The 17,500-nt window shown below is 42.0% G+C and carries 20 protein-coding genes and 1 pseudogene (1 of these 21 cut by a window edge); 16 read left to right on the top strand and 5 right to left on the bottom strand.

The window, feature by feature from the left end; all coding sequences use genetic code 11:
- The 5 genes in view from thiL to tsaD are tightly spaced (at most 1 nt apart) and all read left to right on the top strand, a layout consistent with a single transcriptional unit that may run on beyond the window.
- On the top strand, window positions 1-746 hold the 3' portion of the coding sequence (thiL, locus tag ACRYKC_RS19980; protein ID WP_433809621.1) for a thiamine-phosphate kinase. The gene continues 241 nt to the left of window position 1, outside the view; only the last 746 of its 987 coding nucleotides appear in the window; the start codon falls outside the window, past its left edge; its stop codon occupies window positions 744-746.
- A complete protein-coding gene (tsaE, locus tag ACRYKC_RS19975; RefSeq protein WP_433809619.1) occupies window positions 747-1,202 on the top strand; it encodes a tRNA (adenosine(37)-N6)-threonylcarbamoyltransferase complex ATPase subunit type 1 TsaE in 456 nt (151 codons plus the stop codon).
- Complete coding sequence (tsaB, locus tag ACRYKC_RS19970; RefSeq protein WP_433809617.1) at window positions 1,199-1,885, top strand: tRNA (adenosine(37)-N6)-threonylcarbamoyltransferase complex dimerization subunit type 1 TsaB; 687 nt, start codon at window positions 1,199-1,201, stop codon at window positions 1,883-1,885. Before tsaE ends, tsaB begins: the two co-directional genes overlap by 4 nt.
- Window position 1,886: 1 nt before the next feature.
- Window positions 1,887-2,330 carry a ribosomal protein S18-alanine N-acetyltransferase gene (gene rimI / locus ACRYKC_RS19965; protein WP_433809615.1) on the top strand — a complete coding sequence of 148 codons (444 nt, stop codon included), beginning with the start codon at window positions 1,887-1,889 and terminating at the stop codon, window positions 2,328-2,330.
- Window positions 2,327-3,355 carry a tRNA (adenosine(37)-N6)-threonylcarbamoyltransferase complex transferase subunit TsaD gene (gene tsaD / locus ACRYKC_RS19960; RefSeq protein ID WP_433809613.1) on the top strand — a complete coding sequence of 343 codons (1,029 nt, stop codon included), beginning with the start codon at window positions 2,327-2,329 and terminating at the stop codon, window positions 3,353-3,355. Before rimI ends, tsaD begins: the two co-directional genes overlap by 4 nt.
- 383 nt (window positions 3,356-3,738) lie before the next feature.
- Here tsaD and ACRYKC_RS19955 read toward each other — a convergent pair whose 3' ends face one another.
- Window positions 3,739-5,676, bottom strand: coding sequence for an ABC-F family ATP-binding cassette domain-containing protein (locus ACRYKC_RS19955; RefSeq protein ID WP_433809611.1), 1,938 nt, complete (start codon window positions 5,674-5,676; stop codon window positions 3,739-3,741).
- A gap of 166 nt (window positions 5,677-5,842) precedes the next feature.
- Here ACRYKC_RS19955 and moaC point away from each other — a divergent pair, with 166 nt between their 5' ends.
- Together moaC and ACRYKC_RS19945 are read left to right on the top strand one after the other, a co-directional pair.
- Window positions 5,843-6,328: a cyclic pyranopterin monophosphate synthase MoaC gene (gene moaC / locus ACRYKC_RS19950; protein WP_433809609.1), complete on the top strand. Its 486-nt coding sequence runs from the start codon at window positions 5,843-5,845 to the stop codon at window positions 6,326-6,328.
- Between the two features lie 15 nt (window positions 6,329-6,343).
- Window positions 6,344-6,991 carry a redox-sensing transcriptional repressor Rex gene (locus ACRYKC_RS19945; RefSeq protein WP_433809607.1) on the top strand — a complete coding sequence of 216 codons (648 nt, stop codon included), beginning with the start codon at window positions 6,344-6,346 and terminating at the stop codon, window positions 6,989-6,991.
- A 46-nt stretch (window positions 6,992-7,037) separates the two neighbouring features.
- On the opposite strand, the gene ACRYKC_RS19940 is transcribed toward ACRYKC_RS19945, so the two are convergent.
- Window positions 7,038-7,859: an SDR family oxidoreductase gene (locus ACRYKC_RS19940; RefSeq protein WP_433809605.1), complete on the bottom strand. Its 822-nt coding sequence runs from the start codon at window positions 7,857-7,859 to the stop codon at window positions 7,038-7,040.
- Window positions 7,860-8,122: 263 nt separating this feature from the next.
- On the opposite strand from ACRYKC_RS19940, the gene ACRYKC_RS19935 reads away from it, so the two are divergent.
- Window positions 8,123-9,544, top strand: a complete 1,422-nt coding sequence (locus tag ACRYKC_RS19935) for an MDR family MFS transporter (RefSeq protein ID WP_433809603.1) — start codon at window positions 8,123-8,125, stop codon at window positions 9,542-9,544.
- Window positions 9,545-9,620: 76 nt separating this feature from the next.
- Here ACRYKC_RS19935 and ACRYKC_RS19930 read toward each other — a convergent pair whose 3' ends face one another.
- Window positions 9,621-9,821, bottom strand: coding sequence for a YdiK family protein (locus ACRYKC_RS19930; RefSeq protein WP_433809601.1), 201 nt, complete (start codon window positions 9,819-9,821; stop codon window positions 9,621-9,623).
- Between the two features lies 1 nt (window position 9,822).
- Window positions 9,823-10,533, bottom strand: a complete 711-nt coding sequence (locus ACRYKC_RS19925; RefSeq protein WP_433809599.1) for a CPBP family intramembrane glutamic endopeptidase — start codon at window positions 10,531-10,533, stop codon at window positions 9,823-9,825.
- Between the two features lie 302 nt (window positions 10,534-10,835).
- On the opposite strand from ACRYKC_RS19925, the gene groES reads away from it, so the two are divergent.
- The 3 genes from groES to ACRYKC_RS19910 all read left to right on the top strand — a co-directional run bounded on the left by groES (window position 10,836) and on the right by ACRYKC_RS19910 (window position 13,471).
- Entirely contained in the window at window positions 10,836-11,120 is a 285-nt protein-coding gene (gene groES, locus ACRYKC_RS19920; protein WP_085031273.1) for a co-chaperone GroES, read from the top strand.
- A gap of 61 nt (window positions 11,121-11,181) precedes the next feature.
- Complete coding sequence (gene groL / locus ACRYKC_RS19915) at window positions 11,182-12,816, top strand: chaperonin GroEL (RefSeq protein WP_433809596.1); 1,635 nt, start codon at window positions 11,182-11,184, stop codon at window positions 12,814-12,816.
- Window positions 12,817-13,312: 496 nt separating this feature from the next.
- Window positions 13,313-13,471 carry a hypothetical protein gene (locus ACRYKC_RS19910; protein ID WP_157130870.1) on the top strand — a complete coding sequence of 53 codons (159 nt, stop codon included), beginning with the start codon at window positions 13,313-13,315 and terminating at the stop codon, window positions 13,469-13,471.
- Between the two features lie 496 nt (window positions 13,472-13,967).
- On the opposite strand, the gene ACRYKC_RS19905 is transcribed toward ACRYKC_RS19910, so the two are convergent.
- A complete protein-coding gene (locus ACRYKC_RS19905) occupies window positions 13,968-14,417 on the bottom strand; it encodes a DUF1569 domain-containing protein (RefSeq protein ID WP_433809594.1) in 450 nt (149 codons plus the stop codon).
- A 313-nt stretch (window positions 14,418-14,730) separates the two neighbouring features.
- Here ACRYKC_RS19905 and ACRYKC_RS19900 point away from each other — a divergent pair, with 313 nt between their 5' ends.
- The 5 genes and pseudogenes from ACRYKC_RS19900 to ACRYKC_RS19880 all read left to right on the top strand — a co-directional run.
- Window positions 14,731-15,054, top strand: a complete 324-nt coding sequence (locus ACRYKC_RS19900; protein ID WP_433809592.1) for a nucleotidyltransferase family protein — start codon at window positions 14,731-14,733, stop codon at window positions 15,052-15,054.
- The gene (locus tag ACRYKC_RS19895; RefSeq protein ID WP_433809590.1) at window positions 15,030-15,428 is read left to right on the top strand and encodes an HI0074 family nucleotidyltransferase substrate-binding subunit; all 399 of its coding nucleotides are present in this window, start codon (window positions 15,030-15,032) and stop codon (window positions 15,426-15,428) included. Before ACRYKC_RS19900 ends, ACRYKC_RS19895 begins: the two co-directional genes overlap by 25 nt.
- 831 nt (window positions 15,429-16,259) lie before the next feature.
- A pseudogene (locus ACRYKC_RS19890) lies at window positions 16,260-16,406 on the top strand (IS91 family transposase); the annotation flags it as partial.
- Window positions 16,407-16,495: 89 nt separating this feature from the next.
- Window positions 16,496-17,200: a threonine/serine exporter family protein gene (locus ACRYKC_RS19885; protein ID WP_433809588.1), complete on the top strand. Its 705-nt coding sequence runs from the start codon at window positions 16,496-16,498 to the stop codon at window positions 17,198-17,200.
- A gap of 18 nt (window positions 17,201-17,218) precedes the next feature.
- On the top strand, window positions 17,219-17,500 hold a 282-nt coding region (locus tag ACRYKC_RS19880), incomplete at its 3' end, for a threonine/serine exporter family protein (protein ID WP_433809586.1).

Raw genomic sequence — 17,500 nt, 5'->3', positions numbered from 1 at the left:
CTTTTTATTTAGTCTCTGTAGTCGTTCCACCGGAATGGAGTTCAACAGGCTTAGAGGAGCTTTATCGTGGAATGAAAGATTTAGCAGCCCAATACAGGATGGATGTTATCGGTGGAGATACTGTTTCTGGAAGTGAGCTATCCGTTTCCATTACAGTCATTGGATATGTGGACAGAGATAAAGCTCGTTACCGATCAGCTGCACGTGCAGGAGATGTCGTATTTGTAACAGGAACACTTGGAGATTCAAGAGCTGGTTTGGAATGTCTACTAAAAGGATCTACTGTCAATGATGAGGAAAAGACCTTCCTTATACATAGACACCGAATGCCAGAGCCAAGAGCCTCTTTTGCTCAAGCATTACATGATATTAAACGATTAGCATTGAACGATATCAGTGACGGAATGGCTAATGAATCAAATGAGATCGCCGAGGCTTCTGAGATGGATATACATTTAGAAAAGGAGCAGATTCCTTTTACCCCTTCAGTTAAAGAATTCTTCCCTGACCATTATGACGAATGGATGCTTACAGGAGGAGAGGATTTTGAACTGATGGGTACCGTTTCTGAAGAGGAATGGCCTGAGGTTATAAAAGCTGCTGATCGAGTAGGTGTAAAAGTAAGCAGGGTAGGTATTGTAAAAGAAAAACAGCAAGATAATCCGACGGTCTATCTGCATGACCAGAAAACAAAAAAAATAGTAACGAAAACAGGTTATACACATTTAACGAAAAAGGGTGAGTAAATGGCACGGTATGAATGGATCAGTTCTTCTCCAGAAGAGACGATGACTTTTGCTGAAGAGCTCGGTCATCGACTTCAATCCGGAGATGTATTAACATTAGAAGGAGACCTGGGTGCAGGGAAAACGACTTTTACCAAAGGCTTAGGCCGTGGGCTGGGTGTGAAAAGAACGATTAACAGTCCGACGTTTACGATCATTAAAGAATACGTGGGCCGTGTACCTTTTTATCATATGGATGTTTACAGACTTGAAGACAGTGATGAGGATTTAGGTTTTGAAGAATATTTTGAAGGAGACGGTGTCTGTGTGGTAGAGTGGGCGCATTTCATCGAAGAGTTTTTGCCAAAAGAGCGTCTGGACCTCACCATTAAATATTCGGATGAAATGAGGCGGACATTTATCCTTGAAGCGAATTCAGGTCATTTTGACGAGATTTGTAAGGAGATTATTAGATGAATATCTTAGCGATTGATACTTCCAACTACGTAATGGGTGTTGCTATTATGAAAAATGGTGTAGTTGCCGGGGAGTATGTAACGAATATCAAAAAAAATCATTCCATACGTTTAATGCCAGCCATCAATCAGTTGATGAAGGATACTGGAACGCAGCCAGAGGACTTGGACCGGATTGCTGTGGCTCACGGGCCGGGTTCTTATACAGGTGTAAGAATAGGTTTAACAACAGCGAAAACAATGGCGTGGTCGTTAAATATCCCTGTTGTTGGTGTATCGAGTCTTGAAGCTGTTGCGAGGCAGGGCAGATTCTTTCAAGGTTATGTGTCTCCCTTCTTCGATGCTCGTAGAGGACTCGTTTACACAGGGTTATATGATCAGGACATGAAGCTTGCGAAAGAAGAAACGAATGTACTGATGGCGGATTGGCTTCAAGGTTTGAAAGAGCTAGGTGCCCGGATTCTTTTTGTCAGTCAGGATATTTCAATTCATGAAGAGCTGATCCGGGATACGCTTGGTGAGCAGGCGGTCATCCCTGAAGAACCTTACCATTTTTCAAGACCGTCGATTGTGGCTCAAGTAGGAGCTATGAAAGAGCCTGGCCCAATTCATGAATTGGTGCCCAATTATTTACGTCTGCCAGAAGCAGAGGCGAAATGGTTGGAGCAGCAGGAGAAGAAGTAATATGGTCGATATAAGAGAAATGAAGACACAGGATATCGATGAGGTTCTAGAGGTCGAACAAGCCTCTTTTGCTACTCCTTGGCCAGCAGAAACTTTTGAGAATGAAGTGACTGAAAATCCATACGCCCATTATTTTGTAATTGAGAAGAATGGGAAAGTTTTCGGTTATAGCGGACTGTGGCTGATTATTGACGAAGCACATGTCACAAATATCGCGATTCACCCTGATTATCGTGGTCATAAGTACGGTGAGCAGTTGTTTCGTCATACGTGTGAAGAAGCTATAAGCCAGGGCGCCGTTCAGTTATCTTTGGAAGTTAGAGTATCCAATACAGCTGCCCAGCATATGTACCGTAAATTCGGACTTGTCCCTGGCGGTGTACGGAAACGATATTATACAGACAACGGTGAAGATGCGTTAGTCATGTGGGTGGGATTAAAATGAGTATAGATCAATATATTTTAGCCATTGAAACGAGTTGTGATGAAACAGCCGTCGCTATAGTGAAAAATGAAAGGGAGCTTGTCACCAATGTGGTGGCTTCACAGATCGAGAGTCATAAACGATTCGGCGGCGTTGTGCCTGAAATTGCTTCTAGACACCATATTGAGCAGATGACAGTGACCTTAGAGGAAGCGTTAGATGAATCAGGACTTACGATTGATGATATGGATGCGATCGCTGTAACGGAAGGTCCTGGCCTAGTAGGAGCTTTGCTGGTTGGAGTTAATGCAGCAAAGGCCATTGCTTTTGCCAAACAGAAACCACTTGTCGGAGTGCATCATATTGCTGGCCATATTTACGCCAACCGATTAGAAAAGGAATTTGAGTTTCCTTTACTAGCTTTAGTTGTGTCCGGCGGTCATACCGAATTGATTCTTATGCGAGAGCACGGGAAATTCGAAATCATCGGGGAAACACGTGATGATGCTGCGGGGGAGGCTTATGATAAAGTTGCAAGAACCTTAAAGCTGCCTTATCCAGGTGGTCCACAAATTGACCGCTTAGCTGCAGAAGGCGAGGAGACAATCGACTTTCCTCGTGCCTGGTTAGAGGATGGATCATATGACTTCAGTTTCAGCGGATTAAAATCTGCTGTAATCAATCGACTACACAATGCGAAGCAAAAAGGGGAAGTTTTGAAAGACGCAGATGTAGCCGCTAGTTTCCAAGCAAGTGTTGTGGACGTGTTATCCACAAAAGCATATCGTGCAGCTGAAGAATATGGGGTTAAACAGATGATTGTAGCCGGAGGAGTCGCAGCTAATCGCGGACTGCGCTCAGCTCTTGTGGAAAAGTTTGAACATTTAGACACAGAACTCCTCATTCCACCATTACACTTATGCACAGATAATGCGGCCATGATTGCAGCTGCAGGGGCTGTGGCATTTAACCAGGGACATCGCGCTGGCTGGGATTTGAATGCCAATCCAGGCCTGGATTTAGAGAAATATGGTCAAAGATCGTGATAAAGAAAGCTTTTCTCCTAATTATGGAGAAAAGCTTTTTTTATGAACAGTTGCCTAACTAAAGCGCCTATCTCATCGTAGTCATAATCGAGGTAATTTCGCATCGCTTAATAAAGTTATGCACAATTGTATATTTATTCAGTGGATAAATTTTATTAAGCCTATGAAAATTTGTAAAGAAATCGTTAACAAAAATGTGGATAACTCTGTTAGTAAATGTGGATAATGTGTATAAACCTGTTGAGAACTAAAATAAGCGTCTTTACACGTTGATAACATTGTGGATATTAATATCCTGTTCATACATTCCTATACAAAGGAAATTAGCAAAAAAATTCACCTCAGGTCATCCAGATTTTGGATGACCTGAGGTGTGTGTAATATTACTCTTCATGCAGAGCTTCCCATTCTTCCATGAGTGCTTCGATACGATGTTGGTATTGGGTGTTGGCTTCAGTGAGCTCTAGAGATTTCTCGTGATCTTGGTAGATTTCAGGGTCACATAATAACTCGTCATTCTCTTCAAGTTTGGCTTCTAACTGTTCAATTTCTTCTTCAATCTCAGCAATGCGGCGGTTTTTCTTACGTTCTTCGCGTTTTGCTGCTTTATCTTGCTGGAAACTGTTCTTCTGCTGAACTTCTTGTTTAGCAGGTTCATTTTTCAGACGTTCAGCTTCTTCAATTTGTTGAAGTTCGTATTCCTCTTGTTTCTTTTCAGCATAATAATCATAGTCCCCAAGATACAGTTTCGTTTCTCCCGGCAGCATTTCTACAATCTGCGTGGCGATTTTGTTTATAAAGTAGCGGTCGTGGGAGACAAAGATCAGTGTTCCTGGGTAATCTACAAGCGCTGCTTCCAACACTTCCTTACTATCTAAGTCCAGATGGTTGGTCGGTTCGTCCAAAATTAAGAAATTCGCTTCCTGCATCATCAGCTTCGCAAGTGACAAGCGAGCTTTTTCGCCTCCGCTCAAAGCAGATACTGGTTTCAAAACATCTTCACCAGAGAACAGGAAGTTGCCTAATATCGTACGAATATCTTTCTCATTTTTCATCGGATAGTCGTCCCAAAGTTCTTGAAGGACGGTTTTCTTAGAGTTCAGTTTCGTTTGTTCCTGATCATAATAACCAATTTGTACGTTGGTCCCGATCATTTTTTCTCCTTTGGAGGCTTCGAGTTCTCCAATAAGCGTCTTCAATAACGTGGTTTTACCGACTCCATTCGGTCCTACAAGCGCAATGGAATCCCCACGGGTAACATCGAGGGAGAGATTATCGAACAAGTAAGGTGAATCGGGTTCATAACGGAAGCCGTAATCACGCAATCTCAACACATCATTGCCGCTTCTTTTGGCTACTTGAAAACTGAATTTCGCAGACAAGTTGTCGTCTTTCGGTTTATCGACGCGCTCCATTTTTTCTAGCTGTTTCCTACGGCTTTGGGCCCGCTTACTAGTTGTGGCACGGACGATGTTTTTCTGGATAAAGTCTTCCATCCGTTTGATTTCTTCTTGTTGTTTCTCGAACCGTTTCATCTCGATTTCAAAATCGGCTTCTTTCTTCTTCAAATAATCACTGTAGTTGCCGTGGTATTTTTTCGAAGATTGAAAAGCGATTTCGTAAACGGTATTCACGATTTTGTCGAGGAAATAACGATCGTGGGAGACGATAACGACAGCCCCTGCGTATCCTTGCAAGTATCCTTCAAGCCAGGAGAGCGTGTCGATATCCAGGTGGTTAGTTGGCTCGTCCAAAATCAAGACGTCAGGTTTAGTCAAAAGCAGCTTACCTAGCGCAAGCCGTGTTTTTTGACCGCCACTGAGAGATGTGATTGGAGTATTCCAATCGAAATCCTTGAAATTAAGACCATTCAGGACAGCTTTGATGTCCGTTTCGTATTGATAACCGCCAGCTGTTTTAAAATATTCCTGCTTACGGTCGTACTCGGTGAGCAATTGCTGGTACCTGTCTCTATCTTCAAGCAAATTAGGGTCCGCCATCTTAGTTTCCATAGCCCGCAGTTCTTTTTCCAAGTTTTTTAGATGGGTAAACACGTTCTCCATCTCATTCCAAATCGTCTCTTCAGATTGAAGGCCTGTATTTTGTGCGAGATAACCGACCGTTGTTTCTTTTGGTTTAAAAATGTCACCGGAATCATGACTCATTTCCCCGGCCATCATTTTAAGTAACGTCGATTTCCCAGCGCCATTACGTCCGACAATGGCAATCCGATCATTCATTTGTACTTCTAATTTAATATTCGATAAAATCAACTCAGCACCAAAACGCTTCGTCAATTGATTCAGTTGCATGAGAATCATGTCGTTTCACCTCAATGAAATAAGTGTATCTTATATCGGATTCTTCTAGCAAGACAATGGCTTCAAAGTTTGTGAAATCTTTAACGACTAACGTTTGATTTTTTGGTAGAATAAGAGTAGTGTAGCAATCAGGAAGTTTGTGAAAACCGTAAAGAGGAGACGTTTCATGTCAGAGTTTACACATTTTAACGAACAAGGCCGTGCCCGAATGGTGGATATCTCTGAAAAAGGGGAAACGGTGCGTACAGCTGTGGCCCACACAAGTGTCCAAGTGAATGAAGAGATCTATTATAAAGTGACCAATAAAGAGATGGCTAAAGGTGATGTGCTTGCCGTTGCACAGGTAGCTGGTATTATGGCAGCCAAAAAGACATCTGACTGGATTCCTATGTGTCACCCGCTATCGCTAAAAGGTATTGACGTATCGTTTAGTTGGGAAGCAGATGAAGCTTATACGTTACACATCGAGGTAGAAGTGAAGACTAAGGGAAGCACAGGGGTGGAAATGGAAGCGCTAACGGCGGCTTCTGCTACGGCTCTCACCGTCTATGATATGTGTAAAGCGCTGGATAAAGGAATGGTCATCGGTCCGACTTACCTTTTAGAAAAAACGGGAGGTAAAAATGGGGATTACCAACGGGTCGATCGGTAAAGGAGGCAGAAATCCATGGATTTGGAACATACAAAAATACCTCAAGCAACAGCGAAGCGATTGCCATTGTACTATCGCTTTCTGAACAATTTGCACAGCCAGGGAAAACTGCGTGTATCATCAAAAGAATTGAGTGATGCGGTCAAAGTCGATTCTGCGACGATTCGCAGAGACTTTTCCTACTTTGGAGCCCTCGGAAAAAAAGGCTATGGCTACAATGTTGAATATTTGCTGTCCTTTTTCAGAAAGACGCTCGATCAAGATGAGACGACAAGTGTCGCATTAATCGGTGTCGGAAACCTGGGAACAGCGTTCTTAAACTATAATTTCACGAAAAACAATAATACAAAAATTGAAATTGCGTTTGATGCCAGCCGTGAGCGCGTCGGCACAGAAGTTGGCGGAGTACGTGTCGAGCACATCGATGATCTGGAAGAGAAGATGGGGGAGCTGACGGTAGCGATTCTTACGGTACCCGCATCAGAAGCACAGGGCATTGCCGATCGCCTGGTGGAAGCGGGGATTTCGGGGATTTTAAATTTTACACCGGCTCGTATTTCTGTCCCGTCGAACGTACGTGTACATCACATCGACCTGGCCATAGAGCTTCAGGCACTCGTCTATTTCTTGAAGCATTACCCATTAGATGAAATAGAAGAATAAAAGAAAGAGGATGCTGTTATGAAGCGGCATCCTCTTTCTTTTATTCTTACTTCGTATTCTCTTTCCAGCTTTTATCGATCAGCATTTTACCTGGCCATGTATAAGCCATGATGCCTCCGTCGACAGCAATGTCTTCCCCTGTAACATAGGAACTTTCATCAGAAGCTAAGAAAAGAGCAACATTAGCAACTTCCTCAGGACTTCCTAAGCGTCCCATTGGAGTCACCCACTTTTGCGCCTCGCGGAACTCCTGTCCTTCTTTTTGTTCCTTCGTCCCCGCCAGCTCATCAACAAGCGGCGTCTCAATAGTTCCTGGTGCAATAGAATTCACGCGTATGCCTTCACGTGCATAATCAATCGCCATGGCTTTTGTAAAATTGGTGATGCCGCCTTTGGCCGCATTGTAGCCGGAGCGATCCAAGTCAGCTGCGCGTCCAGACATTGAAGACGTATTAATGATCGAACCTCCTTGTTCCATCATTAATGGGAGAAGGAACTTACTTGTTAAAAAAGTGCCGCGCAAATCGACGGCAATGATCCGGTCAAAAAGGTCTACCGGGTACTCGTGCACTTTTCCCCCTTCTTCATCGATGCCTGCGTTGTTGAATAAGACATCAACCTTGCCGTATTTATCTTTGAGGTAATCCGCAAATTCGGAAACACTATCTTCATTGGAAACATCTAAAGAACAAAACTCTGCTTTTCCACCATCTTTTATCACTTCATCAACCGTCTGCTTTACGTCTTCTTCATTGACATCAGCGCAGACGACCGTTGCGCCTTCTTTTGCATATAGTTTCACTGTAGCTGCACCGATCCCTGTAGCGGATCCTGTGACGACAGCCACTTTATTATCTAATCGTCCCATTATAAAACGACCTCCTTGAGTGTTCGTATGTGGAGTACCCGCATTAGGAGTGCGTGTAAACATGTGGAAGGTAAGTTAAACGGTTACAATAGAGGTTTAAGCTTGAGGAAACCCTTTCCATTCCAATCATTTCAATGGTATGAAAATGGACGCGAAAAAAGTAAAAAAAGATCGAATAGAATGGGCAGGATGATGGTTAATCCAAAACAGTGGTGGTATAGTAAACAATAGTTCGTGTATCGAAGGAAAGTGAGGGATGATCCATGAGCAAATTACCGAATAAATGGCTGGTCGTCGTTTCCGTGCTTTTCGGAACGTTCACCGTCATTTTAAATAATAGTATGCTGAATCCAATCTTGCCGCGCTTCATTGAAATCTTTGATTCAAACGCAGTAGCTGTCGGCTGGATCTTGACGATCTTCATGGTGTCAATGGGAATGACGATGCCGCTCACCGGTTATTTTGGCGATCGGTTCGGCAAGAAAAAGGTTTATTTAGCTGGATTGACTATTTTCATCGTGGGATCCATTATGGGCTTCTTTTCAGGATCCTTAGGCATGGTCATCCTTTCTCGTGCCGTTCAAGGAATGGCCGGAGGGTTGATGATGCCGATTGCGATGGCTCTGATTTTCAATTCATTCCCGCGCTATGAACGTGGGTTAGCGGTTGGAGTGTACGGCGTTGCGGCAATGGTCGCTCCCGCTGTAGGACCGACGATCGGCGGGTTTTTGATACAGTATTTTGACTGGCCGTGGCTGTTTGCCTTTAATATTCCGTTCGGACTCACCGGTCTTATTTTATCTACGAAATTCCTGGAGCCTACTGAAACGGACCCGAATAAAAAATTCGATCTGATTGGTTTTATTATTGTAACTTCGGGTATTGGAGCGGTGCTGTTTGCTTTAGGACGAGGCCGAAATGTGGACAGCCTGTTTGATACGCTGAACCTGCTGCTGATTATTGGCGGTATATTGGCACTTATCCTTTTTGTAAGGTACGAAAACCGTCAGGACGATCCGTTATTGAACTTATCCGTATTTAAGGTACCAACATATTCAGTTTCTATCGTTGTAACTTCAGCGGCATCGATCGGTTTGTTTTCAGGAATTTTCCTGCTGCCATTACTGATTCAAAATGTGTATGGGCTAAATGAAGTAATGACAGGACTGCTATTCTTGCCTGCTGCCGCAGCGAGTGGGATCTTCATGTCAATTGGCGGAAGGATCCTTGATAAAAAAGGACCGAAGTACGTTGTGCCGCCTGGCCTTACAATTATGGCAGCGGCGACGCTAGGGTTAAGTTTCTTAAATTTATCAACGCCATATTGGCTGATTTTATTGTTAAACACCATTCGCGGGCTTGGTATGGGAATGGGGAACATGCCGGCGACAACGTCCGGAATGAATGCTATTCCAGAACACTTAGTTGCGCAGGGATCTGCGATGAATAACATCATCCGCCAGATTTCTTCATCACTCGGGATCGTCTTTTTCTCGATTTATTATGAAGTTAGACGGGCTCAAGTATCTGCTGCTCCTGACATCGATATGCAGGCGGCAACGCTGCAAACATTAAATGAAGCATTTCTCGTGTCAGCGATCGTCTTGGTGATTGCTTTGCCTTTCTCATTCATCTTAAAAGGTGTGCAGGATGATGAGGAAGAAGGAATTGAAAAAGAAGCATAAACAAAAACGCAGGAGGCAGCTCCTGCGTTTCTATAATTAAGCTCCATTGCCTCGAAAGACCAAGGCAATGGAGCTTTTATTTGTCTTTAGATTTCTGAATGCGGCGCTGAAGATTGACAAGACGGATCGCAACAGCAATGTTGAAGGTTGCAATGATTGACAACAGGATCGTAATAGCGTTCCATATCGTGTCTTCTACAGCCTGGGCGGCAATGTACGTAAATGCAATGCCCATCCCGAAGTAGAGAAACGCCATAAATAGGGGGGAAGTTCTCATATTACAAAATGCCTCCAATAAAAATGGTCTCCAATTGTTCCTGCATCCGTCGAATATCCTCTTCATCTAGAAAGTACTGCGTCACGACAACAAACGAGTTCATCGCCATGTGCGCCACGATTGGTGTAATAATTCGTTTAGTTTTGACATATAGGAAGGCGAATACCACTCCCATGGAGAAGTAAACTAACATGTGCTTAAAGTCAAAGTGGAACGCACCGAAGATAAGTGCGGAAAAAAGCACCGCGATCCAGAAGTTGGTTCGCTTATAAATCGAACCGAAAATGACCTTACGGAAAATAATTTCCTCTGTAATAGGAGCAAATACGACCGGTAGCAGAATGAAGAGCGGCGACTCACGCGCAATCTCCATTAACCCCATCGTATTTTCTGACCCCGGTGGGATTCCGAACACGTTCGATTCGATCGCAGCCGCAAGCCCCTGGGCGAATAAGGCAAGAAATACACCGGCAATGGACCAGAGGATAACACCGCCGGCTCCAGAAGCGTCACGGCTCATCGAGGCTTCCTTTATGTCAGGTTTAAGCAAAAGTAAAATGATAATGGTTGCAATGGTAAAACTGAGCACAGACCAGACAGCGATGGCATCGAAATTACTTAATCCGAATTCTTTCGCAATCGGGACACCGATGAGCGCGGAAAGCTGCGTGATTACATATGTCATGATGATATACCAGTAACGCTTAGGCAAAACACTCACGTCCTTCTATATAGGTAGATACAAAATCTGCGGAAGGAGACTGTCCCATTCCGCAGGATAAACTCATTTATTAAGGATACTTTATGTATTTTATCATAGTTTTAAAACCACTAGTAAGCGTAACGGTCTGATGCAAATTTTTTGTCGAAAAAATAGTACGGAAATTAACAGTTTTCTACTTGAAAAACGAAAGTGAATTGATTATGATAAGAATTGTGTTAGCACTCAGTAACAACGAGTGCTAATAAACGACAAAAAAATTGAAACTAACCTTATCAAGGAGGGTGTCCTAATTGTTAAAGCCACTTGGTGATCGTATTGTTATTGAACTAGTTGAAGAAGAGCAGACTACTGCGAGCGGAATTGTACTACCTGATTCTGCGAAAGAAAAGCCTCAGGAAGGTAAAGTTGTTGCAGTAGGTACTGGCCGCGTGACAGACAACGGTGAGAAAGTTGCTTTGGAAGTCGCACAAGGCGACCGCGTCATCTACTCTAAGTTCGCTGGTACAGAAGTTAAATATGAAGGCAACGAATACTTGATTCTTCGTGAATCAGATGTGTTGGCTGTCATTCAATAAGCCTCTACCAAAAAATACTTATAAATGAATCGATACGATATTAATAAGGAGGGCATTTTTAATGGCTAAAGAAATTAAGTTTAGTGAAGACGCACGCCGCGCGATGCTTCGTGGTGTCGATACATTAGCAAATGCAGTAAAAGTAACACTAGGACCAAAAGGACGTAACGTCGTTCTAGATAAAAAATTCGGTTCTCCACTAATTACAAATGATGGTGTAACCATCGCAAAAGAAATCGAGCTTGAAGATCACTTCGAAAACATGGGTGCTCAGCTTGTATCTGAAGTTGCGTCTAAAACAAACGACGTAGCAGGTGACGGTACAACAACAGCGACGGTTCTTGCACAAGCGATGATCCGTGAAGGGCTTAAAAACGTAACATCTGGTGCGAACCCAGTTGGCATTCGTCGCGGAATCGAAAAAGCGACTGAAGTAGCGACTGAAGAACTACGTAAAATCTCTAAACCAATCGAAGGCCGTGAGTCTATTTCACAGGTAGCTTCCATCTCTGCTTCTGATAATGAAGTTGGACAGCTTATCGCTGAAGCGATGGAGCGCGTTGGAAACGACGGCGTTATCACAATCGAAGAATCTAAAGGATTCAACACTGAACTAGAAGTGGTTGAAGGAATGCAGTTCGACCGCGGATATGCTTCACCTTACATGGTTACTGACCAGGATAAAATGGAAGCGGTTCTTGAAGATCCGTACATCCTAATCACTGACAAGAAGATCAACAACATCCAGGAAGTTCTTCCTGTCCTTGAACAAGTAGTACAACAATCTAAACCTCTACTTCTTATCTCTGAAGACGTAGAAGGCGAAGCACTTGCAACACTAGTTGTGAACAAACTACGCGGTACATTCAATGCTGTAGCGGTTAAAGCTCCAGGATTCGGTGACCGTCGTAAAGCAATGCTTGAAGACATTGCGACACTAACTGGTGGTCAAGTGATCACAGAAGACCTTGGTCTTGAATTGAAGAATGCTACAATCGATCAGCTTGGACGCGCGTCTAAAGCGGTTATTACAAAAGAAAACACTACAATTGTTGAAGGTGCCGGACAACCTGATCAAATCGCTTCCCGCGTAGCTCAGATTCGTGCACAAGCAGAAGAAACAACTTCTGAATTCGACAAAGAGAAATTACAAGAGCGCCTTGCAAAACTTTCAGGTGGCGTAGCTGTCATTAAAGTCGGCGCAGCAACAGAAACAGAATTGAAAGAGCGTAAACTACGCATCGAAGACGCCCTGAACTCTACTCGAGCAGCGGTAGAAGAAGGTATCGTCGCTGGTGGTGGTACAGCTCTAGTTAACATTCTGCATGCTGTTGAATCTCTTGGGCTTTCTGACGACGAAGCAACAGGTGCTTCCATCGTGCTTCGCGCACTAGAAGAGCCAGTTCGCCAAATCGTTCACAACGCTGGTCTTGAAGGATCCATCATCGTAGAGCGTCTGAAAGGCGAAGAAGTCGGTGTAGGATTTAACGCAGCAACTGGCGAGTGGGTAAACATGGTCGACAGCGGTATCGTTGACCCAACAAAAGTTACTCGTTCCGCACTTCAAAACGCAGCTTCCGTAGCAGCTATGTTCTTAACAACTGAAGCTGTAGTCGCTGATCTTCCTGAAGAAGAAGGTTCTGGCGGCGGCATGCCTGATATGGGCGGCATGGGCGGAATGGGCGGCATGATGTGATAGCCCCCAAAACCCTTTCAACATAGGGTTTAAGAACAATTTGACTGGATTATGACTGGTTTTTAAAATTGTTTACAAAATATTGAGGTCTCTCAAGAGTTCATAAACTTTTGGGAGGCTTTTCTTTTATTCATAAATTGAAAAAATGCATGTGGGAAAGGGTGATTTTTTGAAATTAATGGTGATTCAAGACAATTAATCTCAAAACTGAGTCTTCAAGTATAGGTCAGGATTGTGGAAGACTCAGTTTCGAGATATTGAGGGGTATCTTAAAAGTTGTAACCTTTACAAAATTATATAATAGAAATTCACTCCAGTTGAAACTACCGGAAGCTGCCTCCTTCAGGCACTCCTTTCCAGCTTTCGATACTTATCCCTATAAGTTTGACACGATTTATGAAGGATCCATAAATGAGTAGTTACCCTTGCACGTGTTTTGTTATGAAGGGAATAAATCCTTTCTGTCGAATTAGTTCGATAGGAGGGAGGTGATGGAATGCAGCACCCATCATCAAAGCTTGATTATCTTATTGTTTACTTGGAAACCCTTTCGAAAATTAAGAGCGGGGATGAAGAAACGTATCCTGCGTGGGTTAATGAAAAGATGCAACAAACATGTGAACAGATTGAAGCCCTAAGCAAACAACTTTACTAAATTATGGCATCCCATAACGGGGTGCTTTTTCATGCTAACAAAACTATTAAAGAAATTGATATAAGGGGAAAGTGTTATGAACAATTGACCTATTGACCTTAAAAGGGAAGTTAAAGAAAAGATAGTAATTCGAGGTGAACCAGCTTGGAAAAAATGGACCGGCCATTTCTTTATTGCAAATTCCGTGAGAGGGATACCTTCCTTGAAATAAAGGGACTTCGTTTAGTGAAGGACTATGCTCAAGTTGAAATTCCCGAAGTGCTATTGGAAAGTTTTAAATACTTGTTCGACAAAAATCAAGCCTGAATTGTTATTAGAGGAAAAAGAGTTCTTCCCATTTGGTTTATCTCGAAATTGAGTCTTCAGCAATAGGTGGCAATTGTTCAATAGAGCCTTAGCCCTTTATTACATAAGCTCAAGGAATATCAGGGCATTGAGCTATTAACTAACAAAGCAGATTACTTTAAGATGGTACGGTATATTTAAACTCCTGCCACTAAACACCAAATTGTTGTAAATGGTGGTCAAGATGCTTGTAGATTCCTTTTCCCCATTGTTCGGAAGTAAGTTTTCCGAAAAAAGGATGTGGATGATCTGTACATGACTCTGGTCCATTCTTTTGAAATATTATAATTTTTTGTTTCAGTTTTTCTCTTTCTATTTCAAAATTTCTTTCACTTGTAATTAATATGGTTGGAATAGTCGACATATTGGGGTCTAAAGGTTTGTCATTATAAAAGATGGGTTTTGCAAATCTACCTACTAATAACCCTAACCAACCTCTTTGGGGGAAAGTATATCCCATTGCGATATCTTGGAAAGATGAGCAATGAGCTAACATTTGAGAGACATTCATTTTTCCCCATTTTGGTTGTGAATCTATATTTAAGTTTTCGATACGATTTAATATTTCATCTGTGCACGTTATCTCAAAAATATTATTCATTAGAATACTCCTTTAGTTATTTTATTTTAAACAAAAAATGCTCTTGATTATTTAATATGTAATTCAACGTCAACGTTATTTAATCCTTTTAACGGGTGCTTTAGGTTAAAATCTGCTTCAAGATATCTCGGAATCAAGTCTTCCAGATTAGGGGTCTTATCCTTAATATAGCGCAAGCTAAATTTAGGTTCTGGTGTTGTTAATAAGAGCACTGATAGCCATTCAACTTCTGGTTGGGGGAGTGGAGAAGGAAAATCCATAATAGATAACATGTACATATGCTATAATGGGACAAAAAAGAGGAAGGGATATTATGGGAGGTCCTGCAGATTTACGGGAGCAAGTTTTAGAACAACTAAAATCAATTTTGAATGAACAGCTCGGCAAGGAAAAAGCGCGCGTTTACTTATTTGGTTCTTGGGCCCGAGAGGAAGAAAAACATAGTTCGGATATCGACCTCGCTATCGAATCCGCCTCCCCAATCTCTCCTTTTAACTGGAATAAACTAATCGAGCAAATTGAAGAGTCTACCATTCCTTACAATGTAGATGTGGTGGATCTAAATGATGCTAAAGACTCTCTAGTCCAACAAGTGAAAGAGGAGGGGATTTTATGGAGAGATTACGCCAACGATTAGAAGCAGCAGAAAAAGCGTTGGCTGCCTTTGAAAAGCTAGCTAACCTTAAAAAACCGAATGATGTGGAACGAGATGCAGCGATTCAACGATTTGAATTCTCTTTCGAGGCAAGTTGGAAAGCGGCGAAGCAATATTTATATGACATAGAAGGGGTGGATGCCGGCTCTCCGAAGAGCGTCATTCGCAGTTGCAGGGAGGTCCACTTGTTGGAGGATGAAGAGACTGTTCTGGCTTTGGAAATGGTAAATGATCGTAATTTGACCGTCCATACCTATAATGAAGAAGTGGCCATTAAAATTCATAAAAATTTGACCCGGTATAATAACCTTCTCCATCAATGGGTGGAACGGATGAATAGGAAAGTGATAGAATAGCCATTAAAAGGTAAAGCCCTAGACGTTAGCAACTACTTCACTTCTAGTTTGTGAACCCAATATTTTAAAATGCATTAGCTCCAACGGTTGAAGGTTCATTTCTTTTAATCTGAAATCTAGTTGTTTAGTGACTGGATTATGAATGGATACTGTTGATAAAGTATTAAAACATATTGTGGTTAATCAATTTATTTGCTAACGGAAACCTTGTGATAATAGGGTTCTGCGGATCTAATTATTGTCCTATTAATTAGCCGAGTGAATGGGCGGCATGATGTGATAACGCTCAAACCACTTATGTAATAGGGTTTTTCTGCATTACAAATAAGTTTTGACTGGATTTTTCTATAAAAAGTTTGAAACACACAAAAAAGTCTCTGGAAACTCTTCAAGTAATGTATAAATAGTTAGTAATTAAAGGACTACTTCCTAAATAAAGGAGGTAGTCCTTTTTTGCTTTTAAAATTTGCATTTCAAGTTTTTTAGAAGACCGTAAATTCTAGCCTTGTAAAAACATTTCTAAGAGAGTGGCAAAACTATGGTAATAATGCTGGAGCGATAAATACAAAATTACAACGAATCAGGGCATTTTTAAATTATTTGGTTGAAGAAGATGTCATTAAGGAAAATGTAGTTTCTCAATTGCTTGGTATAGATTTCAGAGGCATAAAGGCCCAAGCTAATATTTCGTGGGGATTTAAAAAAACTATCTAGAAAGGGACTAATGCACACATCTTTTCCTGATAGTTCTTTTATTAGTTTTTGTTCAAAGTAAAGAATGTATAACTTTTTACCATACTACAGCCCTTGATGATGTGGTATTGTACTTGTATGGAGACGAATATTTTACGACGAATTTTCTTTGATGAACATCAACATTGGGAAGCCTTTAAGAACAAATATGGAGCTAAGATCCCGCCAGTCGTGCAAAAGAAAGTGGAGAAGTTTCGAGATTGTGGAAATTTTAAAAAGGGTTTTTATATGAATAGATACACTAAACATACTGTAATATGAATTGAGGTGACCGAGTGGAGCGTACAGAGGACTTAATTGAGTTATGTTTATTAATGGGGAAGATAATGCAACAAAATGGAGCGGAAACCTATCGTGTGGAAGATACGATGACGCGGATTGCCCAATCTTTTGGACGGGATGAAGCACAAAGTTATGTAACACCTACTGGGATTGTGTTTACGATTAGCCCTGGTGCCCCTGCAAAGTTAGTAAGAGTTTCAGCACGAGAGACAAATCTCGAAAAAGTAAATCTCGCGAATAATGTCTCTAGAAACATTACAAGTGGAGACATGTCTACTCACGTAGCGTATAAAGAGCTTAGAAAAATTGAAACCAGTCCTACAGATTATTCCATGCTCATGCAAATCATCGCTGCCACGTTAGCGAGTGGTTTCTTTAGTCTCATGTTTCAGGGGAGTTGGTACGATTTCCTGCCAGCCTGCATAGCAGGAGGGCTAGGATTTATTGCATTAATTAACTTTATTCGATTATTTGAAATTAAATTTGTTGCTGAATTCATTGCTTCGTTGTTGATTGGTTTTACAGCCTTTTCCCTTTTTTCATTAGGTATCGGGAAGGAAGTTGATAAGGTAGTTGTTGGTTCTATCATGCCGTTGGTCCCTGGCCTGCTCATCACCAACGCTGTAAGGGATTTGATGGCAGGTCATCTTATCTCAGGACTCGCCAAGGGGGCGGAGGCCTTTTTAACGGCTTTTGCAATTGGTGCGGGTATTGCTGTTATGTTTGCACTATTTTAGAGATCGTGAGGAATGACTATGTTGATTGAATATGCCATAGCAAGCTTTTTTGCATCAGCTGCCTTTGGAATCATCTATCAGGCGCCAAGAAATACGATCATCAAATGTGGTCTCGTCGGCATGATTGGTTGGGTCATTTACATATCCTTAGTATGGGAAGAAGTCGACAGTGTCCCAGCTACACTCATCGCCTCCTTTGTTATTGCCATGGTCAGCCAGATGCTGGCAAGGATATACAAAACGCCTATGATTATATTTAGCGTACCAGGAATTATTCCTCTCGTACCAGGAAGTCTCGCG

It is taken from the genome of Halobacillus sp. A1-3 (assembly GCF_050971765.1).
Lineage (GTDB): Bacteria > Bacillota > Bacilli > Bacillales > Halobacillaceae > Halobacillus > Halobacillus mangrovi_B.
This window is presented reverse-complemented; position numbering and strand designations above follow the sequence as displayed.